Source organism: Sphaerochaeta halotolerans (genome assembly GCF_003429665.1).
GTDB lineage: Bacteria > Spirochaetota > Spirochaetia > Sphaerochaetales > Sphaerochaetaceae > Sphaerochaeta > Sphaerochaeta halotolerans.
Genome location: NZ_QUWK01000001.1, coordinates 1 through 25,584, shown reverse-complemented (window position 1 = coordinate 25,584; position 25,584 = coordinate 1). Strand labels below are relative to the sequence as shown.

Here is a 25,584-nt window from a genome sequence, read left to right as displayed (position 1 = left end):
CTTATCTATTATGGTATGGTATTTTCTTTCTCCCATAAAGGGTATGTGCCATGAAGGCACAGATGGTTTGCTGGAAGACGATTCCGAAAATGACAGGAAGTGCTGTCTCGGGGGGGAAGTAAGCAATGGCAAGCACCAATGCTGAGCTGATATTCCTCATGGAGACTGCAAAGGTAACGCTCTTGCGGTCTTCCAAGCTAATATTGGCAAGCTTTCCCAGGTAGTGGGCAAGTGGATAGCCTAAGGCAGCAAGTAGTGCACAAGCGAGTGCAATAGGCAGGTAAATCCAGGAAGCATCAGCGATAAGACGTTCGGAAACCTGGCTGGTATTGATGACAACGATGAAAAAGAGACCAATCTTTGAAAAAGGTTTTAGGTTTGGAGCCACACGATCATTGACTTTTCCCTTGGTTGCATTGTTGATAAGAATACCGGCAATGGAGGGAATGACAACCATGCCAAGTAGGGATATCATCATTCCTTTGGTGTCGATCTGCACCGTGGTCTGTGCAAGAAGTGCAACGGTGTAAGGGGTAAGGAGAGGAGCAAGGAGAGTGGATACGATGATTAGGGTCAATGAGAGTGCCCCGTTCCCCTTGTAGATAGTTGCCCAAATGTAACCGGTGATTGCAGTGGGAATGGCCATCAGGAGAATGAATCCTGTGATAATTTCAGGATGTCCGGGAAACAACAGATTCGCCAATGCCCATGCCACCAAGGGCATTATGATGTTCGCCCCTAGGATGAAGAAAAGAATAGCTTTTGGCTTCTTGATGACCCCAAAGAATGCGTTTGAACTGATGCCCAATCCACCGATAAAGGTAATGAGGCCAAATAGGTAGGGTACCGATGGGTTCATCCATGAGACCAGGGGTCCAAGGAGAAGTCCCATGATGACGCCGCTGGGGGTGAGGATCGGCATTGCCTTCTCCAGATGATAGTTCAGGCTCTTGAGCCTTGCCTCGATTGGTTGAAAATGAAACATTGTTCCGAATGATATCCTTCTCCTTGCTGGACTGTCAAGGCTGAAAAACCTGTGGTATAGTGATATCGTTTATGAGGAGGTTGCTGTGGGTGCTCATATGACTAGGCGAGTCGGGTTGGTTTTAGCCTCTATTCATACAGGAGCCTCCAATGGGCTCTGGTCACAGATTGCCAATTATTCCCAACGTTCTGACTACTCCCTGTTCGTCTTTCCTGGAGGAAGACTTGAATATCAGGAGAACCAAGAGTACCTCCGTAATGCCATCTACTCTCTGGTAAATACAGATAATCTGGATGGTGTGATTACGTGGGCTTCTGCCTTGGGTGGGGCCGTCAGTGTCTCAGAAGTACAGGTTTTTTTGCAAAATCTTGAAGACCTGGATTGTGTTTGCATCGGGATGAAGAAGGAAGGGTGCCCTGGTATCTCCTTTGACGCCTATTCTGGAGTCCAGAGCGTCATGTTGCATTGTATCAAGGAGCATCATGCTAGGAAGCTTGCCTTTCTTCGGGGGCCGGAGAATCACTATTCTGCGGAGGACCGCTACCGAGCTTATTGCGATACCCTTGACCAAACCAGTCTGCTCTTTGATTCTCGGTTGGTCAGCGATCCTTTTTCCTGGTCTGAAGGAAGAATGGCGATTGTACAACTGTTGGAAGAACGCAATCTGGTTCCAGGACGGGATTTTGACACCCTTGTTTGTGCAAGTGACCTGATGATGTTCGATGCAGGGAAATACTTGGAAGCGCTTGGCTATTCCATTCCTGAGGACCTTCGCATAGTGGGATACAATGACAGTAGGGAAAGTCATCTCTTGAAGGTTCCCTGCACCACTGCAAGAATGCCGGTTGGTGAATTGGCAAGAATGTCTTGGAACCTGCTTAACGGTATGCTTGGAGAGGAGGACTTTTCTTGTTTTGATTTGCTTCTGCCCTCCCAGATGATTGTTCGACAAAGCTGTGGGTGTACCTATTCACTGGGCAGTGAACAGCAGGCGAGACGGGCGGTTGGAAGTCTGGAACTCTTCCAGGCTTGGCTGATTCAGGTCTTCGATGCGAATGAGGAGGAGCAGGGGTGGATTAAGCGGTTGCTCAAGGAAGCATCTTTGCAAGATGAGAAGGAAGTACTCTCCTTAATCGGCTATCTCTCCTATTGGTTTCTGGACCGAGGTGGGGACCCCAGTCTTCTCAGTGAAGCATTGCACTGGTACTGTACCTTTTTTGCTTCTCCCTCCTTCAAAATGCTTTGTGCAGGGCCTATCAGGGACCTGTTTCTACGCCAAAGGGATTTGGTTGCGCATGAACATGCCTACCAACACTCATTGCAGGCAAGCATTCTCAATATGCTGAAGTATGACCTTTTGGGAGTGCGAGCTCTTTCATCCATTCCCTCTCTCTTGGCAAAACATCTAGGATTGCTTGGTATTGATGCAGGCTACCTGGTCTTGTACGGCGATGAGACGAAAAATACCTTCATAGGGGGATATGCTGATTCACTGGTCATGGAGCGAAAACAGCAGTTTCCCAAACACCTCTTGTTGCCCCAAGGGCTTTTGGATCACTTGGGTCAAGGCGTGCATGTGGTTGAACCGCTGTTCATGGACAACCAACCGATAGGGTACCTCATCCTGAGAACCACACTGTTCAGTGGAAGCGTGATGGAAGAGCTACGAACTGCTTTGAGTTCGGCAATCAAGGGTGCGCTTCTTCTGGATGCCGCAAACCGTGCAAGGGAGGATGCGGAGAGAGCCCAGCGTTCACGAAGTGAATTCTTTGCCAATGTTGGGGAAGGACTCAAGACCCCTTTTGAGACAATTCTCTCCATTGCGAAACAGGTTGAAGGTGACATGGGAAAGCAGATAGAGGGGCAGATTCGTACTGCTACCCATCTTCTGGAGCTTTCTCTCTCTTACTCCGGCAATCTTGAGCTAGAGCACAAGGTCTGCAACCCAATGACATTGATAACACCCTTGCTTGGCTCCTTCCCTCTTGTCTATGAAGGACCGGATGAGATGCCTGCACTGTGTGTCGATACAAAACGGTTGATTCAAAGTTTCACAATCATTTGTGAGTACATCCTGAGGGAGGGCGGGTCTATACGGTTGCAGACTACCTTGTCCAAAGAAGGCCTCCAATTCTGCTTTACCTCCTCTTTGAGTACATGGAAGGCTTCAATGGGAAGTCAGGATCCAAGTCTTTCCTTGGCGCAAAGGATTATTCTGATGAGCCATGGTTCTTTCTCACTGCAAGATAACGCAGTGGTTGTACTTCTGCCTCTGCCAAGTTTGATGGGTGAAAGCAATCCTCCTTCCTTTGATACCTTGTTTTTCATTGCTACTGATGGTAACGATCCGGTTCCAGAGCTATTGCGTACTTCCTTTGCTTCCTGTGAGGTGATACCTGTGGGAAGCTTGCAAAGACAAGAACTCTCCAGGATTGCGGGGGGTATTATCGGCTGGGATGCAGACAACCAAGGAAGGGAGTTCCGCCTTCTTCGTACATCGCTTGCAGGGCATAACACCCTATCACTCTCTCCCATGGTTTGTTTCCACGCCCCTGAGGGACAGCAAAATCTTTCATCTTCCTTGATGGCAACCCATCATCATCACTCTGATGGGGTTCTGGTCATGGTGAAGGGAATTCCAGAAGCGTTTTGCAAGTTGCTTGCCTTGGATGAAGAGTTCATTGTTCACAGTGAAAGGGAAGATGTTTTGGATGTTGTGGCCAACCAGCCGGTCCATCTGATACTTGGTTCACTATTTGATCCAGTTCTCTACCGGACTATTCGCAAAACTTGTGATGCTCCTATCGTGGTGATTCGCGAACGATGGGAGAAAGAAGAGGCAGAGCAACTCTCTCTCATTCCTCGTCTGCTTATCGCCCATCAGTGTGTGCTTGAGAGCAGTGAGTTTGGGGAGCGCTTGCTTGCCTTGCTGGAGACCAATGAGTTGCTTCCTCCACTCACCGGTGCCTTGGTAAAACGAGCTGTGGTTTATCTGGGCAGTCATGCTACTGAACAAATCTCGCGCTGGCAACTTGCTGAATCGGTGAATGTCAGCGAGGATTACCTGACCCGAATTTTCCGCAAGGAGTTGGGTATCAGCCCTTGGGACTACCTGAACAGACATCGGGTGTTTCTAGCCACCCAGTTACTGAGAGAAAGTTCTCTTTCAATCAATGAGGTTGCAAGCCAGAGTGGGTTCCAGGACCAAGCGTATTTCTGCAGGGTGTTCAAGAAGATCAAGGGATGCGCCCCAGGGAAAATTCGTTCACAGCGTTGATATAGGTCCTTCATGCCATGGATTCCCCCTATTGCTCTGTTTCCTTGCTTCGGAAAAACAAATTGAACGGGTGTACCGGAACCTGAAGGATATGGGGCTATACCATTCCTGAATATGAGTAGGAGCAGCACTTCTTAGATGACCAATGTATCCAGGATTTCTCCAGATGCAGGTATTTCAGAAAGCCATCTGTGCAGATGAACGGGTATGGGGAAACACCTCCGCTAGCCATTCTTTGAAACAGTGCCCAAGCGCTCTGTGTGGAAAGGTCGGAAAAGTACAAGAGACGCCCTGCATAATCTTGCCCTCTTGCCCCTATGCTGAGAGTGTGAGGTTGCAAATGGCAGAAAGAACAGCAAAACAGCAGTTGCTACGTGATATCAAGCGGCATAAATCAGTCTATGCTTTGCTTGCAATCCCTTTAATCTACTACATTATTTTTAAATATGTCCCGATATTCAATGGGCAGATAGCTTTCAAGGATTATATGGCCTTGGACGGGGTGCTTGGTAGTCAGTGGATAGGCTTTGAACACTTCAGGACCTTCGTCAATTCCTATTATTTTGTTGAATTGCTCAGAAATACCCTGATGTACAGCCTTGGGAAGTTGGTTTTCAGCCTTCCCCTTGCCATCATCCTGGCAATTGCCATCTATGAGAGCAACCGCCCTATACTTCGAAAAACAGTACAAACGCTCGCCTATCTCCCACACTTTCTTTCGTGGGTCATCATGTATGGAATCCTACTCGCTCTATTGGCACCAGGAGACGGTATTGTCAATGATGTAATCAAGCTTTTCGGTGGCAAACCCATTGATTTCTTGACCAATACCGATGCCTTTCCCTGGATTGTCATTCTCAGTGATGCATGGAAGGAAATGGGGTGGAGCGCCATCATCTTCATTGCTGCGCTGATGGGCATCGATCCCTCGCTCTTTGAAGCTGCCTTGGTGGAAGGTGCCAACTCCTGGCAACGGGTCAGGTATATTACGCTTCCCTCAATTCGACCGGTCATCGTTATCGTAGTGCTGCTTCGTTTGGGAACCATCCTAGATGCAGGGTTCAACCAAATCTTTATGTTGTACTCGACACCGGTCTATTCTGTTGCCGATATCATCGATACCTGGGTCTATCGTCAAGGCTTGCTGGAATTCCAGTTCGGTCTTGCTACTGCAGTCGGTCTATTCAAAGGGGTTATCGGGATGTTCCTTATCCTTGGTTCCAACCGTCTGGTCAAACGCTTCGGCGGAAGTTCATTGTACTAGGGGGTGCGGAGATGAAAAAACGAAGAAGATTCACCTCTGTCGCGGTCAAGCCTACGGCTGCGGACCACAGCTTCAACTTTCTGGTGGACCTGTTTTTAGGGTTGCTTTTGTTGATCATTGCAATTCCGCTTTGGAGTACCATAACCCTCTCGTTCAGGCCTAATGACTACATTGGCAACAATCTGGAAGGTATGTTCCTGCTGCCTTGGAATTGGTCAACTTCCGCCTATGAGGCTTTGTTGGGGAATGCGGGATTCCTGCTTGCCTTCGGCAACAGTGTAAAGATCTTGATTGGTGGGGTAGCAAGCGCTCTATTGCTCACCATACCCCTTGCCTACGTATTGTCAATACCCACGCTTCCCGGGAGACGATATTTGAATCTGTTTGTCATCGTCCCCTATGTATTCAACGTTGGGATGATACCTACCTATCTATTGGTTACCAATATCGGATTGATTGATACGTTGCCGGCTGTGTACATTCCGGTCGCAATCAGTACCTACAACTGTCTGATCATGCGGTCCTTCTTCGAGGGAATTCCCAATGAGTTGAAGGAGTCGGCACGTATCGACGGGGCATCGGAGATTCAAATCCTCTTGAGGATTATTCTGCCCCTTTCAAAAGCGATCATCATGACCATCGGTCTCTTTTACGGGGTTTCCTTCTGGAACAACTTCTTCCATGCAATGCTCTACCTCAACAGTAATGCGCTGCAGCCCCTTCCTATCCTGCTCAGGAACATACTGATGGCCAGTGGAATGAATGAATATGTGGAGGTAAGTGCATTCGGGGATGCCCCGATTGCCGCCATCAAGGCCGCCTCGGTCTTCATGAGTGCCATCCCGATGGTAGCTGCCTATCCATTTATCCAAAAGTATTTTACCAAGGGAACATTGCTGGGAAGTGTAAAAGGCTAAGACACTCTCCTGCACTGAAAGATTTTGATTGGATTTGGTAATTCATAAGGAGGATTTGCCATGAAGAAACAGTATTTCGTATGTATCGCACTCATTGCCTTGCTCTCTTTCGTTTCCCTGCCGTTATTCAGCCAGGGATCTAAAGATTCTGCAGTAGATGGTCCTGTGTCCATTGATCTGTGGTATGGCGCTGCGGTTACCGAAGCTGGTCCACCCCCGGCCGATTGGGTGGGGTTTGACATCATCAAGGAGAAGTTGAACATTGACCTGAAGCTTACAACGCTTCCTTCCAATGAGAGTGACCAGGATGTAAAGATTCAGGCTGCGGCGGCAGCAAACAATCTCCCCGACCTGTTCATGGTCCGTCGCGATGTTTTGGCTCGTCTGGTTTCGCAGGGACTGGTTGCTCCTGTTGATGATTTGTATGAGAAAATGCCCACCCGCACGGCAACCCACTACAACGAGGTGAGCCGAAACCATACAAAGTTCAATGGGAAAAGCTATGGTCTGGCTGACCCCGGTTCAATCGTCAAGAACGAAGGTTTGTTGATTCGTAAGGATTGGTTGGACAATCTTGGCCTGAGCATACCCACCACCACTGATGAATTGCTCGATGTTATGCGTGCCTTCACCTTTGATGATCCTGATGGTAACGGAAAGAATGACACCTATGGCTATGGTGCTTTCCAGGAAGTCAACAACTATGAAGCATGGCCCGGCCGCCGCTTGGAGCCGATCCTTGGTGCATTCGGTGTTGAGGGAACCTGGGACATGACGGTTGCCAACGCTGGTCTTACTATTCTCAAGCCGGAGTTTTATGATGCCATGGTATATCTCAAGAAGATGGTTGATGAGGGTATCATCGATCCAAACTGGCTTGCCTACAAGAAGGATGACTTCCGAGCTGCTTGGAAGCAGGGGCGTTTTGGCATCATGAGAGAGCAGAATGCCGCTTTTGCTGCTCAGTCCAACTATGCACCATTTGACAAAAACTTCCCCAATGGCGAGTGGGTGGTCATGGACCCCATCAAAGGACCGAAGGGACATGCTTCAATCGGGCCTTACACTGCAGGCTTCCGTATTTATGCCATCAGTGCAAAAGCTGTCGAAGAGGGAAAGAAGGAAAAGATTGCAGAACTGCTAGAGTGGATGGCCAGTGATGAAGGCTACTACTTGCTTGGTTGGGGCGTTGAGGGTGTGAACTACACCAAGGATGCAAACGGAATTCCTGTTGCTGATGGCCTTCCCGATCCTGACTTGGCTTTCAGTGGTCCGGTCGGACAGACCGTGACCCAGCTGCGAAACATGGTGTTCTACAATGGTGATATTGAGCTCTATGCCCGCTATCCGAAGTACATCACTGCTACCAGTAAAAAGGAAATGTCTGCTCTTGATGTACTGCGTACGATGCAGTCCAAGCAGTGGACGCCAGCTATTGGCTCAGACATGCTTCCTATTCCGAGTGCTGACCTGAAGCGTTTCTATGAACAGGGTCTGAGCGAGTTCATCACTGGGAAGCGCACGCTGAACAGGACAAACTGGAATACTTGGATTGCTGAATTCAAGAAGCTTGGTGGACAGGATTGGAATGACAAGGGTGTTGCATTTGCCAAGGAGAATAACCTGCTGAATGAGTAGGAGTGAAAAGACATGGTTCCAGCTGTCGGATGACCGGCAGCTGGAAGATTTGGCACGAACATAAGGAATGAAGCATGATGGACAGGGGTGAGCGCCTTTCGTTGAAACTGGCTGAAAGTGTGGTTTCACGCTACAAACCTTCACAGATGCGATGGCATTATGAACATGGGCTTGTGATACACAGTTGTTTGCTGGTTGGAGAGGCCTACGACCGAGAAGAGATATTCCAGTGGGCATATGCAATGTATGATCCCATGGTGGGTCGGGATGGACAGATCGCAACCTACCGCCTAGGAGAGTACAACCTGGACCAGATAAACGCTGGAAGAAACCTTTTTGCTCTGTATGATAAAACAAAGGAGAAACGCTTTCTTCAAGCAGCTCAGTTGCTCAAGAGTCAGCTGAACTCCCATCCGAGGACCCTCTCAGGTGTATTCTGGCATAAGGAAATCTATCCTTGGCAGATCTGGCTGGACGGCGTTTATATGCAGGGTCCATTCAATGCCCAGTTCTGCAAGGTAAGTGGCGATACGACAGGGTTTGATGATACGGTGGACCAGGTAATCAAAGTCTACCAGATACTTAGGGACCCAAAAACCGGCTTGCTGTATCATGCCTATGATGAATCTCGGGGTCAGCGATGGTCAGATGCAGAAACTGGTCTTTCCCCGCATTTCTGGGGTAGGGCAATTGGGTGGTACTGTATGGCTATTCTTGATATCCTGGATTTTCTCCCTGAAACACATCCCAAGCGTGGGGAGCTTGGCCACATTCTTACGCAGGTCCTTGATTCACTGCTCCCCTATCAGAGTGAGAGTGGGATGTGGTATCAGATTGTGGATAATAGCGAGGCGGAAGAAAACTATCTGGAGTCCTCCTGCTCCAGTATGTTTGCCTACAGTTTTCTGAAAGCGATACGAGTTGGTATCAGCACCAATGAGGTGTACCGAAAACAGGCAATGCTTGCAATTGAGGACATCAAGGCCCAGTATCTGAGGGAAGACAAGAAAGGACAACTTCATTTAGGGGGTATCTGTTCTGTGGCGGGGCTGGGCGGGAACCCCTACCGCGATGGTTCAATGCACTACTATGTGTGCGAACCTGTGGTTGAGGATGATTTCAAGGGTGTAGGTTCCTACATCTTAGCTTGTTTGGAGGCTGAACAATCCAGCTAGCCCCCTGGTATTTTCCCGGGGGGGTATAATGCATGGGAATCGTCGTCGTAAAGAGAAGACAACTGATTTTTGCTCAATGGTTTGCCGTGAATCAATGCTTCTTGTGGGTGCTTTCTTTGTTTGACAACACTACAAGGTGAATGTAGAATAGGTTCACACAGTTTTTTGTGCATGATCACAAAAATAGGAGAAGACAGTATGAAAAAATTGGCTGTAGTGCTTTGTATCTTTCTGATGCTTGGCTCGTTTGCTTTCGCTCAAGGAAGCGAAGAGGGTAAGGCAAAGAAGAGTAATCTTCGTGTTGGAATGGTCACCGATGCTGGTACGATTGATGATAAATCCTTCAACCAGGGAACTTGGGAAGGCATCTTGAAGGCAAGTAAGGACTACGCGCTTGATGCCAAATATCTCAAGCCTGCAGGGACCACTGAGGCTGACTATCTGAAGGAAATCGGTAACTTGGTTGATGCTGGTTATAACTTCATTGTATGTCCAGGATTCAAGTTTGAGACTGCTCTCTTTGAGGCACAGGATAAGTATCCCAATGTGAAGTTCGTCATCCTTGATGGTGAACCCCATAGTGCTGATTATTCTGAGTACCGCATCGAACCAAACGTAGTTGCCGTTTATTATGCAGAACACGAATCAGGCTTCCTCGCTGGATTGGCTGCTGCACTGCAGATCAAGGAAGGCGACTTTGGTTTTGTCGGCGGCATGGAAATTCCAGCTGTACAGAAGTTCAATTGGGGCTTCCAGCAGGGTATAGCATATGCCAATGAGAACTATGGTACCAAGATAATGATGAAGCAGGAGAACAATCTCTACCAGGGTTCTTTTGACAATATCAGTGCAGGCCAGCAGATTGCAGCATCCATGTACGACCGTGGTGTGGATGTAATCTTCGCTGCAGCAGGTGGTGTTGGTGTTGGTGTTATCAACGAGGCAAAGAACCGTGCTTCCAGTGGACAGAATGTCTGGGTAATTGGTGTTGATGTAGACCAGTATCCTGAGGGTGTACTTCCTAGCGGTAAGTCCATCATCCTGACCAGCGCCATGAAGTACCTCGATCGTGCTTCCTATGACATGATTGTTGCTGAGCTCAATGGATCTTTCCCTGCAGGTGAGGTGCTTACCTTTACCGCAGCAAATAAGGGAGTAGGTATTCCTGCCGAGAACCCGAATCTTGACAAGGCTGTCACCGATGAGGTTTCCAAGGTCTCTGCCATGATAGCCAGTGGTGAACTCAAGGTACGAGCTTCCGGTGATGGATTGTTCAAGTAAACCTTTAGATTAATTCGCACAACAAGGGCCACCCTATAGGTGGCCCTTCTGTGCAACTCACAGCTATGATTTTGTTTACACAGGGAGTCCACTGATGAGCCACGTTATTGAGATGTTGAATATACGCAAGGAGTTTCCTGGAATCGTTGCAAACGATGACATCACCTTGCAAGTGGAACAGGGAGAGATTCATGCCATCCTCGGCGAGAATGGAGCAGGAAAGTCTACCTTGATGAGTATACTTTTCGGACTGTATCATGCTGATAAAGGGCAGATAAAAGTCAAAGGAAAGGAAGTTAGAATCAATGATCCCAACGATGCCAATGAGCTTGGTATCGGGATGGTGCATCAGCACTTCCAGCTGGTACAGAATTTCACTGTTACCGAGAATATTATTCTTGGAAAAGAGGGAGGTTTCTTTCTTGATCGCAGGACTGCATCCAAGAAGATTAAAGACCTCTCAGTAAAATATGGATTGAATATAGATCCAAACATGGTCATCGACGATATTACCGTAGGGATGCAACAACGTGTGGAAATCTTGAAGATGCTCTACCGAAACGCTGAAATCCTAATTTTTGATGAACCAACAGCAGTTCTTACCCCTCAGGAAATTGAAGACCTGATGGGTATCATGCGAAGCTTGGTTGCCGAGGGGAAATCAGTCATCTTGATTACCCATAAACTGAATGAGATCAAGGCTGTTGCCGATCGATGTACAGTTATCAGACGGGGAAAGGTTATCGGGGTGGTTGATGTAAAGGATACCTCTACTGCAAAAATGGCATCGATGATGGTAGGCCGGCCTGTTAGCTTCAAGGTAGACAAGAAACCTGCACAAGTAGGACGTGTAATACTAGACATCCATGACTTGAAAGTCATGAACAGCAAGAAGGTTCTTGGGGTTAAGGACTTTTCCCTTTCCGTAAAAGCAGGGGAGATTGTAGGTATTGCCGGAGTTGATGGCAATGGACAAACCGAGCTGATAGAGGCAATTACCGGGCTGAGGGAGGTTGAAAGTGGTTCCATCATTTTTGATGGAAATGACATCACCAATGCAGATATTCGGAGGCGCAACGAGATTGGACTTGGACATATTCCTGAGGACAGGCAAAAGCGTGGGTTGGTAATGAGTTCTACGGTGTTCAATAATGTGGCCATCAAGGAGTACTACCATAGTCCATTCAGTAAGAGAGGAATTCTTGAAGCTGAGTATTTGCGTGAATATGCTCAGAAAGTGGTTGCACAGTTTGACGTCCGCAGTGGTGAAGGCATTTTTTCCCTTGCCGGGAAGCTTTCTGGAGGAAATCAGCAGAAATTGATCGTCGGTCGTGAAGTTGTTGCCGACCCTGAGCTTCTTATTGCAGTCCAACCTACTCGAGGACTGGACGTAGGGGCAATCGAATATATACACTCCCAACTTGTTGCACACCGTGATAAGGGACATGCAGTTTTGCTGGTTTCCTTTGAGTTGGATGAAATCTTCAATCTCTCCGACAGGATTGCTGTCATGAATAGTGGGGAGTTGATTGATATTGTGAAAACCTCAGAGACGAATGAGGATGAGGTAGGCTTGATGATGGCCGGCGTAAAGCAAAAGGAAGGTGAACAATGAAATCATTGAAGAAACGAGAACTGCAAAGCAACGCCTTCCTCGTCGCAGTCAGTGCGGTGGTCCTCGGTTTGATTGCCGGAGCCCTTCTTATGGCCGTAATTGGAAGTAATCCCTTTGCTGGATTTTGGTACTTGTTCCGTGGCAGTTTGATGAATATTGAGAGAATCGGAAACACCTTGGCAACAGCAACTACCTTGATGCTGGTTGGGCTCTCAGTCGCTTTTGCATTCAGGACAGGACTGTTCAACATCGGAGCAAGTGGGCAGATGTTGGTTGGAGGACTCTGTGCAACCATCGTTGCCCATAAGGTGTTCCTTCCCCGTCCGCTCTTTTTGGCAGTTTTGATTGGCTCGGCTTTGGCCGGTGGAGCACTCTGGGGTGTTATCCCTGGGTTTCTCAAAGCCAAATTCAATGTACATGAAGTTGTTGCGACCATCATGATGAACTGGATTGCCTACTGGTCGGTCTATTACTTTGTCCCTGCATATCTGAAGGGGCCGTCCTTGGAGACGGAGAGTGCCAGTATTGCCGTTTCGCAGTCTTTGAGAACAGGGTGGTTGACCAACTTGTTCAACGGCTCGTACATGAATCTTGGTTTCTTTATTGCAATCATCTCAGTGATCTTGATCAAGTTCATCTTGGACAAGACAACGCTTGGATTCAGTCTGAAAGCGGTTGGCGCCAACCGCTTCTGTGCTGAGTATGCGGGAATCAAGGTGAACCGGAATGTGGTTATCTCTATGATGATCGCAGGTGGTTTGGCTGGCCTAGCAGGGCTCTCCTTCTACACCGGGTATTCAAGAAATATGCAGATCGGTGTCCTGCCTTCCCAAGGATTTGATGGAATCGCTGTAGCGCTTCTGGGTGCCAGTAATCCAATCGGGGTATTCTTCAGTGCTCTTTTCTTTGGGGTCTTGCAATCTGGGAAAGGGTTCATGAATGCCATGACCAGCGTTCCTCCCGAGATTGCCGATACCATCATTGCAGTAATCATCTACTTCACTGCAACCAGTGTGTTGTTCAAACGCTTCTGGGATGCAGTTTTCAAACGAAGAAACAACAGGGTCAATCCTCAAGAAAAATCTGTGGAAACGACACCAGTGAAGGAGGAAAAGTAATATGTGGAATACCTTGGTAAGTATTTTTCCCTATGCAATAGCCTATACGATTCCCATGTTGATGACCTCCCTTGGGGGCTTGTACAGTGAACGAAGTGGTGTCACCAACCTTGGCTTGGAAGGCTTGATGTTGGTTGGATACTTTGCAAGTGCCATTACGATCAAGATGAGCGAGGCAACCTTGGGTATCAACGCCCTTCCAATAGGATTGCTTGTTGGAGTTGCTGCTGGTGCAATTTTCAGCCTTCTCCATGCCTTTGCCTCAATCAACCTGAAGGCTGATCAAGTAATCAGTGGAACGGCAATCAATATGTTGGCAGCAGCCCTTACTGTGTATCTTGCCCGAACCATCAGTGGAAGCGGAAACGTCCGTATCATGATGGGTATCGTCCGTAAGAATATTCCGTTTCTTTCCAAGATTCCGATCATTGGGCCACTTTTTTTCAGCCAGTCATATTGGACTACTTGGGTCTGTCTGGCCATTTGGGGACTCTCTTGGATTCTGTTGTACAAGACCAGCTTTGGTCTTCGTCTCCGGGCCTGTGGAGAGCACCCCTCTGCAGTTGCTTCTGCAGGAATCAGTGTGCATAAGATGCGTTATTTCGGTGTTGCTATGAGTGGTGCCCTTGCCGGTCTGGGTGGAGCAGTGATACTGATCACCTACTCAGGTGAGTTCAATGGTACAGTTGCCGGTCTCGGCTTCCTCTCCATTGCAGCATTGATCTTTGGACAGTGGAAACCGTTGGGGATTCTTGGGGCGACATTCTTTTTTGGAATCGCAACAACAATTGCCAATGTCAGCCAGGTCATTCCGTCCTTGCAGGTAATCCCCCCTGTCTTCTTTAAGATTTTCCCCTATGTAGCAACCTTGCTTGCTTTGGTGCTTTTCTCGAAGAATTCCGCTGCTCCAAAGGCAAGCGGAGAACCTTTCTAATAGTCTCAGGAGGAATTCATGGATAATTTGATGGATAATATGCAGGAAGCTGCAATGTATATCACCTCTCGCATCGGAGAGGAGCCCGTCTCAATTGGTATGGTACTAGGGAGTGGACTTGGAGGCCTTGCCGATGAACTCGAGGAAGCTGTTGCAATCTCCTACAAAGATATTCCCCATTTCCCTGTTGCAACTGTTTTTGGTCACAAGGGTCGCTTGGTAGCTGGTATGTTGGAAGGCAAACGCGTATTATGCATGCAGGGCCGTTTCCACTACTATGAAGGATATGGAATGGACCAAGTGGTCTTCCCCATTCAGGTGATGCATGCACTTGGAATCGAACAGCTTCTGGTAACCAATGCTGCTGGTGGGGTGAATGAGTCCTATAAGCCGGGTGATCTGATGCTTATCAGTGATCACATCAAGATGATTGCCGACAGCCCTATGCGTGGTCCCAACTACGAGAGTCTTGGTGAGCGTTTTTTTGATATGACCAATGCCTATGACAAGCAATTGCGTGTTCTTGCAAAAGAGGAAGCAAAAAAACAAGATATCTCCTTGCAAGAGGGTGTCTACATGTTTTTCGCTGGCCCATCCTATGAGACTCCTGCGGAAATCCGTGCTGCCAGAACACTTGGAGCTGATGCAGTGGGTATGTCTACCGTGCCTGAAGCAATTGCTGCAAGTCATATGCGGATGAAGGTGTTGGGTATCAGCTGTATCACCAATATGGCATCAGGAATCCTGGACCAGCCACTGAGTCATGCAGAGGTCATGGAGACTGGTGATCAGGTAAAGGAAGCATTTACTTCCTTGGTCCGGAGTGTAACGAAGGTCTGGCCTGTATGAATATACAGGCACTGATTGAGCATTTGGGTTTGGAACCTCTTCCAGGAGAAGGTGGATTTTTCAAACGGGTCCATTCTTTCATGCAGGAAGGCCGCTTGCTCGGTAGTGTCATCTATTATCTGATTACGGAGGAGAGTTTTTCCTCACTCCACTATCTCTCCACTGATGAGGTATGGTTCTTTCTGGAAGGTGATGCATTAGACCAGTTGGTGCTCAACAGTGATGGCAGTCATGAGTTGCGTCGCTTGGGCCCGCTTGGCCGGAAAAGCCAACCTCTCTCCATTGTCAGGGGGGGGTGTTGGCAGGGGACCAAACTCCATGGAATCAAAGGTTGGGCACTATGTGCCACTACCATGTGTCCAGCTTTTGAGGAGGGAGTTTACAAACAAGGTACGGTGGAACTGAAGGGTAAGTACCCACAGTGTCCTGATATAGGAAGATTCTTGGCGAAGGAGGGATGATGCGTACAATTCTCGTGAGTGGAGGAACCAGTACCTTGGGAAGGGCGATATGTGAACAATTCGTCAGAGCAGGGGATCGGGTGTATTGTGGGTATGTATCAAACAAGGAAACAGCCGAAGCATTAGCAGATTCATATGGGTCCTCCTTGATCCCTCTTCATCTCGATATTCAAGACCCAAAGAGTATTGCTTCTGCAATACAGGAAATAGAAGGACTTGACGTCCTGGTCAACAACAGTGGTGTGTTCTCTGTATTCACCCCGACTGAGTTGTTGGAATCTGAATGGCAACGTATCTTTGATATCAATGTAACGGGTCTGTTTAGGTTGACTCAGCAGTGTATCCCGTCCTTGACGGAACGTAAGGGGTGCATTGTCAATATTGCAAGCATCAATGCACTGCATCCGGGGTTTGGTGGTACGAGCCACTATGATGCATCCAAAGGGGCAGTGGTTGCCTATACAAAAAGCTTGGCAAAGGAACTAAGCCCATCCATTCGTGTCAATGCTGTAGCTCCAGGGCTGTTGCAAGCCCCGTATCTTGATGATGCAAATCCATTGAGACAGCACTATGAAGAGCGTTCCTTGCTCCACTCCTTGGTAGAACCAAGAGAGGTGGCGAAGGTGGTGCAACTGGTATCTGACTGCAGGGCGATGACCGGGGAGCTGGTTGGCGTTGACTGTGGTTACTTGATGGGGTGATAAGTATGAAACTTCTCTGCATATCAGATGAGACAGACCCCTTGGTGTACTCCAAGAATATTGCCAGCCGATATGCAGATGTTGATGCCGTGATCTCAGCAGGAGATCTTCCTCTTAAATACTATGAGTTCATCATATCAAGTTTGAATAAACCTCTTTTCTTTGTCTTCGGGAATCATAACCTGGAGTATTTGCATCAATTCAATGATCATTCTCTCTTATTGAACCAGTATGGGTACAAGGATGGGAAGGTGCAGCCCCTTCCTCCCTTTGGTGGGGAGTTTTCTGACGGCAAGGTTCTCTATGACAAGAAGCACGATTTGATTATTGCAGGTCTCGGTGGCTCGATGCGCTACAACAAGGGGGCACACCAGTATTCTGAAAGGGAGATGTATTTCAGGATGCTGAAAATGGTACCACGACTGCTGTTCAACCGTTTGTTCCGAGGAAGGTGGGTGGATATACTCATCACCCATGCAGCTCCCCTTGGCCTTGGCGATGATACCGATCGTTGTCACCAAGGGTTCTCTACTTTTTTGACGTTCATGCAATGGTTCAAACCTAGGTACTTGCTTCATGGCCATATTCATCTGCATGATATGAATGCCAACCGGCACCATGTGTATAAGCGGACCAAGGTCATCAATATTTTTCAGAGCTATATACTGGATGACCCTGCATTAGGAAAGGGGAGAGAAGATGGTAAAAATAGGCGCTGATCTGGTTTCCCAAACGAACGAGGACTTTGAAAAAGCTCGTTCCAGAGGGAGAATCCAGTCTTTGCTCAGTAGTCTGGCATGGAAGAATTCAGATCTTTTGAGTTTCTATGCGGTAACCGAGTTGTTGAAACCCAAGAATGAGACATATCTGGGGATGAGGGTCATTCCAGTGAACCAGATTATCGGCAGCGAAGGGAGATACCAGGATTTTTCCATGGCTTTCTACCCAAAGAAGGAATTGCTTAGAACCCGCTGGCGGAGTATTGACCGCGCGACGAAGGAATATGTCATCCTTCCCCCCATCTCTGTGTATAAGCTTGGACAGTGGTATTTTGTAAGGGATGGGAACCATCGTGTCTCTGTCGCCAAAACCCAGGGTGTTGAATTCATCGATGCCGAAGTTGTTGAACTGGACAGCCAGATTCCCTTGGAAGCTGGGTTGACGATGAAAAGTTTGCGTAAGCGTGTGGTTGACTACGAGCGAGAGCGGTTCATCACCCAGTACAACCCTACCTATCTCCCGATGGAGGAAATCCTTTTTACCGCCCCTGGATCCTATCCGGAGATGGTTAATCATATCTTGGTACATAAATACTATCTCAACGAGGGAAAGGAAGAGGAAATCAGCTTTGAGGATGGAGCAAAATCTTGGTACCAGAATGTCTATCGCCCAATCGTTGAGGAAGTGCGACGGGCAAAATTGCTTGCATCATTCCCAGGGAATACCGAGGCAGACCTCTATATGTGGATTGTGCGTCACTGGGACAATCTCAAGCATATGAGCGGTAGCCAGGAGGTAAGCATCGAGAGTGCAACCCACGACTATAAGACCCGCTATGGAAGGGGCTGGTTAGGGCGTTGGGCCAATCGGATTCGATACCTTTTTTCCAAGAATTGATTCCCCAACGAAGCGAGAGGAAAGGAATCAGCATGATGGTTCCTCTCTGGAGCGAGTGCCGGGAAAGCAAGGTGAGATACCCCTTCCCTTGGGGCGGAAAAGGAGGCAACACCTCCTGAGTCCAGGGCTTGCCCTGGGGTATTGATACCTTTCATACAAGAGGGAAGCGTTTCTGCTTCCCTCTTTCCACCGTTCTTACTCTTGGATGTAAGCGCTGAGAGTGTCAGCGTATACTTCCATCTCCTTGCCAAGACGGTCGCTGGGGCGGATGGCCCCCTCCTTTCCTGCAAGATGGACGATACCTGATACCGGTTGATCACAGAAATCCAGTTCATCATGCACCCCAAATGGGATATGGAGCATCCCCATAGACTGTGCCCAGTAAATCATAGATGTAAGGGTGTGTGCACCTTCACAGGTTGAGTTTGAGCAGCTGGTGAAGCAAGCGAAGAACTTTGTTTCCAAGCCCTTGTCCTTGCTTAGGGGGAGCGTAGTATCGAGGAATGTCTTCATCTCGGCTGAAATATTTCCAAATCTTGTTGGGCTTCCTAGAATAATCATGTCGCTCTTGAGCAGGGTCGACGTACTGACAATAGGAAGAGCAAGAATGTCTTCGTAGTAGTCGTTTGTTGTCTCTTGTGTGTTCGCCCAGATATGGAGATCAGGGTCGTCAACTCGGTAGAGGCGTGCATCGACGTTTCGTACAGCCAAGAGTTCCCTCAGATAGGAACCGATGATATAGCAATTACCGCTTACGCTATGAATAATGATGGAACAACGCTTCATGTGTAGACCTCACTTGTTTTGTTCTTACTTTAACTATACTACACAAAGCCCTGTCCGTGGGAAAAATGCTTCAACACCAAGCAGTGTAGAGGCCTTCACGCTCATCTACAAAGACGTTTGCCCCATATACCTCTGAGAGTAAATCCTCTCGCAGAATATCCTTTTTCTCTCCATCTGCAACGATTTTTCCCTCTTTCATGACCACAATTCTCTTGATTGCTGGTATGATCTCGCTCAGTTCATGCGTGGCGAGTATAATGGTTTTTCCTGCACGGTCGAGGGTATCTAGGGTTTCCCTGTATTGATGACGGCTGGGGAAGTCTAGATTGGAGACTGCCTCATCAAGAAGCATCACCTGAGGATCATGGACACTGGCACGGCAGAGTAGAATCCTTCTCGCTTCTCCGCTGGAGAGTCTGTTCATCTGCTTGTTCTTCAGATGCCATACCCCGTAGCGACGCATTACCACTTCGACTGTATTGATTTGTTCTTGGGTTATCTGGTGATGGAAATCAAGTCCGATGGAGCTGAAGAAACCAGAAATGGCAATTTCCCATGCTTGATACGTGGAGTTACACAGATATTGGATAGACTGGCTTACGATGCCTAGGTGCTGGCGAAGTTGCAGGACCTGCCAACGCTCTCTTCCAAAGAGGATTCGTTTAGTGTGCTCACTGTACAGTGGATGGATCTCTTCACTAATCACCTGCACCAAGGTGCTTTTCCCTGCTCCGTTTGGTCCGATGATGGCTACATGTTCATTGCTGAACACAGAGAATGAGACATCGTCCAGAATAGCGGTGTCCTGCCGCCGTACGGTAGCATGTTCGAGGCATATGATCTCTTCCATAAAAATCCTCCACGGCGACTATAGCACAGCGGAGGTATTTTGCCAAAGACAGGGATGCCTATGCGTAGGTGGCGATTGCATCCTCATCGGGGTAGTGACCCATGACTTTTTTCTCCAAGGTAGTGAGTGTTACCAACACAAGCGCAACAGCTAAGTCAGTTTGCCCATTCTGGAGAGCCTCACAAAGATACGTGTAGTCCTTTGAGCGCTTCTCAATCTCCAAGGATGTGAATTTGATAGAGGTCATGGCAGCATCAAGCATGGGTGATAGATTGCTGTAGATAGTGGAGAGAATCTGGTTTCCGTTTGCATAGACCAGAGTGCGGTGAAACTCTGCTTCAGCATTGTTGAAATTCTTAAGTGCCTGTGCATCTTTATGGAGGATCAAGGGAACCGCTGCTTCCATCCTATGGCTAGCACTCCACAGCTGGGCTAGATACTCCTCACGGTTCTCTAGACGGGAGAACTCTCTTGCTGCACTGGTGGCAACCGTAATCCTGACTTGCATCAGGTTGCGCATGAGTTTTGCGTGACTGATTTTGCTATTAACAATTGAGGTGGAAATTGATTCCACATACTGGTTGAGACTGTTGCTTCTCACTTGGGCTCTTCGCCCCTGCATGATGACCACCAAGCCTTTCGCTTCAAGAAGCTTCAAAGCCTCCCTGATTGGTCGGCTCGATGTGTTGAATCTCTGGGCAAGCACCTGTTGGGAAGGAAGAAACGAGCCACTTTTGATTCGTTTATCAAGAATCATTTCTTCTAGGGCGGCAGCTACTCTTGCTGTCTTTGTCTGAGCTATATACTCCATTTCTGTTTCCTTATCCATGTATCAAGTATGAAAGATGTCATACGTACTAAGTTTTTTCTTGTCCCTACTATATAACAATATTTAATTGTTTGCAATACTTACATATCAATTATTTGAAAGATGACATTAGTTGTAATCCCTCTTTCATATTTTCTGATAAATCATAAACATAGGACATAAGATACAGAGGCTTCTTACGTGCTTTTTACATACAAACGTAAAAAGGTCCCTCCGAAGAAGGACCTTCTAAAACGTAAAATTGCGTGGAATTACGTTTCAATCACCTTGAAATGCCGCAATCCTTCCAGTACTCCGGCAGCCGAATCCTTGGTGGCAAAGAACACCCGTTTCGATTTCCTGATGGTGTTCAGTGATTCCTCGTGGTTTGCAACAATGATAGATCTGAGCGGATTGGAGAACATGTCACGATCGTTACCTGAGTCCCCAGCTGTAAGTACTCGACTGGCTTCAATTCCCCATTTCCAAGCAATGTAGTGGATGGCATCTCCCTTGCTTGCACGGTAGGGAAGGATATCAAGGTAGGTGTCATGACTGAGTACCAAGTGCTGCATGCTCCTTGCTTCAGATAAGGCTGTTCGGATTCGTTCCATCAAGCTTGGGATTTCACTTCCTTCCTTGATAGTGTAGCTGATCTTGTATCTACGTTGGGTTCCCTCCTCATTCTGCATTTCCAGTTCAGGGAATGCAGAGAGGACTTCCCTGATTACATCCGGTTTCCATCGTCTCCTGATATAGTGTGTCCATCCCTTGTCAGGAACATCCTTCGAACCGTAGTGGATCTCACTCCCTACTGCTGTGATCAGGATGTCCGGTGTCGGGAATGAGTAGTGCTTGAGCACTTCCTGTGCAGATTCAAAACTCCTGCCGGTTGCAATTGCAAAGCCGACGCGGTCATGATGAGCCTCCAGGACTTTCGCTAGTTCATCAGCGGCAGCTCTGTCCCCTGTAAGCGTGTTGTCTATATCGCAGACCAAAAGATGTTCAATCGATCCCATCCTGGTGGCAAGGGCAGGTTGCTTCTTCTTGTTGTTCAGAACTGTCTTGAGATGGCTGAGGTAGGTGTCTACATGTGCTTTCCAGTTGTATACCTGCCGGATGTGTTGTACTCCGTTCTCGGAAAGCTTCTGCCATTGTTCTGTATCCGTGAGCAAAGTGTATAGGATTTCCTCGATTGCTTTCCTGTTGGAGATGTCCACCAAGATCCCACTTTCGCAATTTTCATAAATATCCCGCACACCTCCCTTGTCTGTCCCAACAAAGGGAAGCCCTACTGCTGAGGCTTCTATAAAGGTAAGTCCAAAATTTTCAAGGGCGGCGGTGCTTACAAAGATACCACGCTTCATGGCAGCCAGCCTATAAATCTCCGGTACATCCCGCTGTGGATTATGATGCTTGGGAATAGCCATCTTTCCATAGAGGTCATAGCGGTCCATGAGTAGAAGCATGTCGGTGAGGACTTGCTTCTCTCCTTCCTCCATCTTGGTGATGTCATCCCTAATGCCAGCAACGATGACCAGGTTTGCAATTGCCTGCAGCTCCTTGCTCTTGCCGTAGACATCGATGAGCAGATCGATGTTCTTTCGTGCTTCCGGTCTGCAGAGGGCAAGAATGAATGGCTTATCCACATTGGTAAGGAAGCGTTGGAGTTCCTTTACCATGGAATATTGGGCAAGCTTCATCTCTTCAGTGATGGATGGGTCCTGGATTTCATAATGGTAATATGGGAAGAATGTATCCAAATCCAGACCTGGAGGGATGACCTTCATCTTGGAAAGGTCTTGCGACTCATATGGCTTATAGAGCACATTTTTCTCATAATTGGTGCTCGTGATCACCAAGGAGGCATGGCGTATCGTACGCTCTTCCTGCTCGATGCGGGTGTAGATATGATAATACTGGTTGAGCTTGTCTTCACTTACTCCTTGGCTTTGGAGATACTCAAGTTTGTTGCGTCCCATGGAGTGCCCGGTAAAGACCAAGGGAATCTGGAAGTAAGCTGCCAACTCTGTGGCTACATAGCCCGCATCTGCATAGTGGGCATGAATGATGTCTGGTGTTCTTTTCTGTGTGCGGAAAAACGAAATCAGGTTGTCCACATACTCGTCCAGGTATGGCCATAAAAGTTCTTTCCGGAGGTATTTTGTTCCTCCACATGTCAATCGGACGATACGTGCATGTTCGCCTATCTGCTCAATGCTCTTTCGGTAATCCTCGCTGACTCGAGAGTCCTTGATCAGACGGGTGAACAGGTCCACCTCTACATCCTCTCTTGATGAGAGCTCTTTAACGAGGTCTACAACATACCGGGTCTGTCCACCCGTGTCGGCATCTCTTCCCATTTCAATATTGTTGCTGCGAACAAGTCCATGTACGTTAATTAATGCTATATACATATGCACCTCTAAGTAATTTTTTCATATATAATGATATGTGTCAAATTACAAAACAAGCAAGGCTTTTGGCTACAAAAAAACTGTCGTTGTGCAGAGTTGCAAATACGACAGTTTCCCATACGTTTTAAGGCACCTAGAGATCCAATGTCTCAAATTTATCCTTGATGTTGGTGAGGTTCACCAGGGTCAAGGCAACAGCTAGGTCCGTCTGACCGTTCTCAAGAGCATCCACCAAATAGCGGTACTCATTTACTTTCTTCCGTTGTTCACTGTAGGTCTCCGGTAGCCTGTCCAGGGCGGAATAGAGCTGGGGAGCCAGGTTTTCATAGATGCTGCTTAGGATGATGTTGTCATTCGACTTGATCAGGGCAGCATGAAAATCGAATTCAGTAGATTTGAACTGTTTTAACAATTCAGGGTCTTTCCCTCCCTCAAGGCCTGGCAGCAGGTGTTCCATGCGGGTGCATGCTCGGTCGAGTGAACGGACAATGAGCATGCGATTCGGGTCTCGGCTAAGCTCCCTGGTAGCTGAAACCTCAATGGTGGTTCTTACTTGCATCAGGTCGGTTAGCAGCTTCTTGTCAGGGGTATGCTGATTCATCATGGAGGCAGATAAGGACTCCACGAATTGATCGAGACTGTTGCTCTGTACTATTGCTTTCTTGCCTTGTCGTACTTTGATCAAGCCTTTTGCTTCAAGGTTCTTGAAGGCTTCTCGTACGCTTCTGCTCGAAGCATTGAATTGGGTGGCCAGCTCGTGCTGGCTTGGCAGGTTTTCTCCTGCTTGATACTTCTTGGAGAGAATCTCTTCCTCTAGCTTGTTGGCGATCGTAGTAGATTTCGTCTCTTGTCCGGACATTGGGTTGCCGTTCATACTCTTGTTTCCTTGTTGCAAACATCTTGCAATGTACATTCTAGGATACTTCGTGCAATGCACAAAGGCTTCTCTCAATATATACGCTATTATTGTGGGAAAAGCAATGGTATATGTTATAAGTTTGTAAAAGGATTAAAAGATATAAGAAACAATCTAATCCTATGCAATCCAGCAATATAGTAAAAAATAATGATGATTGTATACAAAAACTATATAAGTATTACCATGTGAACTTCTACCATTCTGACATAGGAAATGCAATGGAAGAAGTTGAAAAAAATAAGGGAGTCAATTAATGTACTTAGAAAATTGCATACCATGTCATAAGTTTATTGCAGTATATATAATTACAAGGTAACTGCTCAGGTATAGGTTTTTCTTCTTGAGCAATCTTTGTTTTCCCCCCATGTTTTTGCTATCGATTTTAAGCACCCAATCACCCTTCCAACAGGTCAGAAAAGTCCTCCAAATCTTGATGTAATTCCTTGCAAATTAACGAATTCCAGTTGCAATTTAATAGGCAATATGTTATACTATCTTTAAGTGGAGATAGGATTTAGATGGCACCAGAAGATACTTGGAAGAAGGAATTTGAACGACTCAATCGCAAGATTGACCGTCTTTCCGCGACCAATGAGAAACTGGTCCTGCAGGGAATCAAACAGTCTTCCCAGCTCTCCGAGCTCACTGATCAGAACAAGACTCAGGCCCAGATCATCGACAAGCTTTCTTGTACCATTGATGAGCTCAAACAGATCATAGCATCCAAGGATGCAAGGATAGCGCAGCTTGAGGAGCAGAAGAACAAGAACAGCCGGAACAGCAGCAAGCCATCCTCCACTGATTTCTTCAACAAGCCAAAGCCCTCCTCCATCAACAAGGAGGGATCGTCTTCCCCCAAGAAAAAGTCCGGGGGCCAGAAAGGCCATGAGGGTACAACCCTGCTTCTCAAGGAAACCCCTGATGCCGTTCACCGCTGCCTTCCCTCGCAGTGTGCCCAGTGCCAGCTTGCCGGAACGTGCAGCTCATCCTTTTGTGTCATCGATTCGAGGAATGTGGTGGATGTACGCATCGTCTCAGAGCAAAGCAGGTATGACCGTCTCCAGGGCATCTGCCCCAAGAGCGGGCTGACCGTCACCGGTAACTATCCCCAGGGGGTAAACACCTACCTGCAATACGGGAGCAACCTCAAGGCGATGGTTGTCTCCCTCTCCTCGTTCGGCATGGTCAGCGTTTCGAGGATCTGTGAGCTGATGGAAGGCATGTGCGGCATATCGGTGAGCGAAGGTACGGTATGCAACATCCTCTCTGATTGTGCCGAGCGGTGCAATTTGCTTGTCCCTGAGCTGAAAAGGCATGTAACTGCTTCTGATATCGTACATTTTGACGAGACAGGCATCAGGGTGAAGGGGAAGGTACACTGGGCGCACACCGCATCAACCGAGCAGGTCACGCTCATCAGCTCCCACCCCAGGCGGGGGGTGGAAGGCATCCTTGCCGGTGGTGTCCTGAATCAGTTCGAGGGAGTAGCCGTCCATGATTGCTGGAGTTCCTATTACAATGAGCAGTTCAACACTGCCACTCATGCAGTGTGCGGAGCCCACATAGACAGGGAGCTGGAGGGAGTCATCCAGAACAGTAAGCAACGGTGGGCCCGGTCGATGCAGAAGCTGCTTGAAACCCTCTACAAGACCAAGAGGGAACTTATGGAGCAGGGGATCGGCTGTGCCCCGAAGGAGATGCAGGCTGATTTCAGCAGGCAGTATGACCGGATCCTTGAAAGGGCTTTCTCAAGGAATCCCTTCCAGGAACCGAAGGTAAAGAAACGGGGCAGGCCGAAGAAGGAAAAGGTGCGAAACCTCATCGAAAGGCTAAGGGACCTGAAGGATGACGTACTGAGATTCTTCACTGACTTCAGGGTTCCCTTCTCTAACAATATCGGCTTATCCTCATCATTTATTATTCCTCATCATTTGCCTGTTTCACCATTTGGCACTCTGGTTCACACTTTTTA

The 25,584-nt window shown here is 47.8% G+C and carries 22 protein-coding genes; 15 read left to right on the top strand and 7 right to left on the bottom strand.

Annotated features, from left to right (window positions below):
- Nucleotide 1: 1 nt before the first annotated feature.
- Nucleotides 2-985 carry a bile acid:sodium symporter family protein gene (locus DYP60_RS00105; RefSeq protein ID WP_117328846.1) on the bottom strand — a complete coding sequence of 328 codons (984 nt, stop codon included), beginning with the start codon at nucleotides 983-985 and terminating at the stop codon, nucleotides 2-4.
- A 97-nt stretch (nucleotides 986-1,082) separates the two neighbouring features.
- Between DYP60_RS00105 and DYP60_RS00100 the strand changes: the two genes are divergently transcribed.
- The 14 genes from DYP60_RS00100 (at nucleotide 1,083) to DYP60_RS00035 (ending at nucleotide 17,832) form a co-directional block, all read left to right on the top strand.
- Complete coding sequence (locus DYP60_RS00100; RefSeq protein WP_133299254.1) at nucleotides 1,083-4,262, top strand: helix-turn-helix domain-containing protein; 3,180 nt, start codon at nucleotides 1,083-1,085, stop codon at nucleotides 4,260-4,262.
- 340 nt (nucleotides 4,263-4,602) lie between these two features.
- A complete protein-coding gene (locus tag DYP60_RS00095; RefSeq protein WP_117329100.1) occupies nucleotides 4,603-5,526 on the top strand; it encodes an ABC transporter permease in 924 nt (307 codons plus the stop codon).
- 11 nt (nucleotides 5,527-5,537) lie between these two features.
- Complete coding sequence (locus DYP60_RS00090; RefSeq protein WP_117328844.1) at nucleotides 5,538-6,443, top strand: carbohydrate ABC transporter permease; 906 nt, start codon at nucleotides 5,538-5,540, stop codon at nucleotides 6,441-6,443.
- A gap of 60 nt (nucleotides 6,444-6,503) precedes the next feature.
- Nucleotides 6,504-8,081, top strand: a complete 1,578-nt coding sequence (locus DYP60_RS00085) for an extracellular solute-binding protein (RefSeq protein ID WP_117328843.1) — start codon at nucleotides 6,504-6,506, stop codon at nucleotides 8,079-8,081.
- Between the two features lie 74 nt (nucleotides 8,082-8,155).
- Nucleotides 8,156-9,256, top strand: coding sequence for a glycoside hydrolase family 88/105 protein (locus tag DYP60_RS00080; RefSeq protein WP_117328842.1), 1,101 nt, complete (start codon nucleotides 8,156-8,158; stop codon nucleotides 9,254-9,256).
- A gap of 198 nt (nucleotides 9,257-9,454) precedes the next feature.
- Nucleotides 9,455-10,537, top strand: a complete 1,083-nt coding sequence (locus DYP60_RS00075) for a BMP family lipoprotein (protein WP_117328841.1) — start codon at nucleotides 9,455-9,457, stop codon at nucleotides 10,535-10,537.
- A gap of 94 nt (nucleotides 10,538-10,631) precedes the next feature.
- Nucleotides 10,632-12,152 carry an ABC transporter ATP-binding protein gene (locus DYP60_RS00070; RefSeq protein WP_117328840.1) on the top strand — a complete coding sequence of 507 codons (1,521 nt, stop codon included), beginning with the start codon at nucleotides 10,632-10,634 and terminating at the stop codon, nucleotides 12,150-12,152.
- Nucleotides 12,149-13,270 carry an ABC transporter permease gene (locus DYP60_RS00065; protein ID WP_117328839.1) on the top strand — a complete coding sequence of 374 codons (1,122 nt, stop codon included), beginning with the start codon at nucleotides 12,149-12,151 and terminating at the stop codon, nucleotides 13,268-13,270. The genes DYP60_RS00070 and DYP60_RS00065 overlap by 4 nt, the downstream gene beginning before the upstream one ends.
- A 1-nt stretch (nucleotide 13,271) precedes the next feature.
- Entirely contained in the window at nucleotides 13,272-14,204 is a 933-nt protein-coding gene (locus DYP60_RS00060; protein ID WP_117328838.1) for an ABC transporter permease, read from the top strand.
- An 18-nt stretch (nucleotides 14,205-14,222) separates the two neighbouring features.
- Nucleotides 14,223-15,053: a purine-nucleoside phosphorylase gene (locus DYP60_RS00055; RefSeq protein WP_206363079.1), complete on the top strand. Its 831-nt coding sequence runs from the start codon at nucleotides 14,223-14,225 to the stop codon at nucleotides 15,051-15,053.
- Nucleotides 15,050-15,514, top strand: a complete 465-nt coding sequence (locus DYP60_RS00050; protein ID WP_117328837.1) for a cupin domain-containing protein — start codon at nucleotides 15,050-15,052, stop codon at nucleotides 15,512-15,514. The genes DYP60_RS00055 and DYP60_RS00050 overlap by 4 nt, the downstream gene beginning before the upstream one ends.
- Nucleotides 15,514-16,215, top strand: a complete 702-nt coding sequence (locus DYP60_RS00045; protein WP_117328836.1) for an SDR family NAD(P)-dependent oxidoreductase — start codon at nucleotides 15,514-15,516, stop codon at nucleotides 16,213-16,215. Before DYP60_RS00050 ends, DYP60_RS00045 begins: the two co-directional genes overlap by 1 nt.
- Nucleotides 16,216-16,220: 5 nt before the next feature.
- Complete coding sequence (locus tag DYP60_RS00040; protein ID WP_117328835.1) at nucleotides 16,221-16,934, top strand: metallophosphoesterase; 714 nt, start codon at nucleotides 16,221-16,223, stop codon at nucleotides 16,932-16,934.
- On the top strand, nucleotides 16,915-17,832 hold the full coding sequence (locus tag DYP60_RS00035; RefSeq protein WP_117328834.1) for a transcriptional regulator: 918 nt from the start codon (nucleotides 16,915-16,917) through the stop codon (nucleotides 17,830-17,832). Before DYP60_RS00040 ends, DYP60_RS00035 begins: the two co-directional genes overlap by 20 nt.
- On the opposite strand, the gene DYP60_RS13925 is transcribed toward DYP60_RS00035, so the two are convergent.
- The 6 genes from DYP60_RS13925 to DYP60_RS00010 form a co-directional block, all read right to left on the bottom strand.
- Nucleotides 17,769-17,987 (bottom strand): hypothetical protein, encoded by a 219-nt coding sequence (locus DYP60_RS13925; protein WP_133299253.1) that lies wholly within the window; start codon nucleotides 17,985-17,987, stop codon nucleotides 17,769-17,771. The genes DYP60_RS00035 and DYP60_RS13925 overlap by 64 nt on opposite strands.
- A gap of 40 nt (nucleotides 17,988-18,027) precedes the next feature.
- Complete coding sequence (locus DYP60_RS00030) at nucleotides 18,028-18,618, bottom strand: flavodoxin family protein (protein ID WP_117328833.1); 591 nt, start codon at nucleotides 18,616-18,618, stop codon at nucleotides 18,028-18,030.
- Between the two features lie 70 nt (nucleotides 18,619-18,688).
- On the bottom strand, nucleotides 18,689-19,468 hold the full coding sequence (locus DYP60_RS00025; RefSeq protein WP_117328832.1) for an ABC transporter ATP-binding protein: 780 nt from the start codon (nucleotides 19,466-19,468) through the stop codon (nucleotides 18,689-18,691).
- Nucleotides 19,469-19,526: 58 nt separating this feature from the next.
- Complete coding sequence (locus DYP60_RS00020) at nucleotides 19,527-20,297, bottom strand: FadR/GntR family transcriptional regulator (RefSeq protein ID WP_240622798.1); 771 nt, start codon at nucleotides 20,295-20,297, stop codon at nucleotides 19,527-19,529.
- Nucleotides 20,298-20,548: 251 nt separating this feature from the next.
- Nucleotides 20,549-22,693, bottom strand: a complete 2,145-nt coding sequence (locus DYP60_RS00015) for an HAD-IIB family hydrolase (protein ID WP_117328830.1) — start codon at nucleotides 22,691-22,693, stop codon at nucleotides 20,549-20,551.
- Nucleotides 22,694-22,826: 133 nt separating this feature from the next.
- Nucleotides 22,827-23,567: a FadR/GntR family transcriptional regulator gene (locus DYP60_RS00010; RefSeq protein WP_117328829.1), complete on the bottom strand. Its 741-nt coding sequence runs from the start codon at nucleotides 23,565-23,567 to the stop codon at nucleotides 22,827-22,829.
- Between the two features lie 563 nt (nucleotides 23,568-24,130).
- On the opposite strand from DYP60_RS00010, the gene tnpC reads away from it, so the two are divergent.
- A partial coding sequence (tnpC, locus tag DYP60_RS00005) for an IS66 family transposase (RefSeq protein ID WP_117328828.1) occupies nucleotides 24,131-25,584 on the top strand: 1,454 nt, incomplete at its 3' end.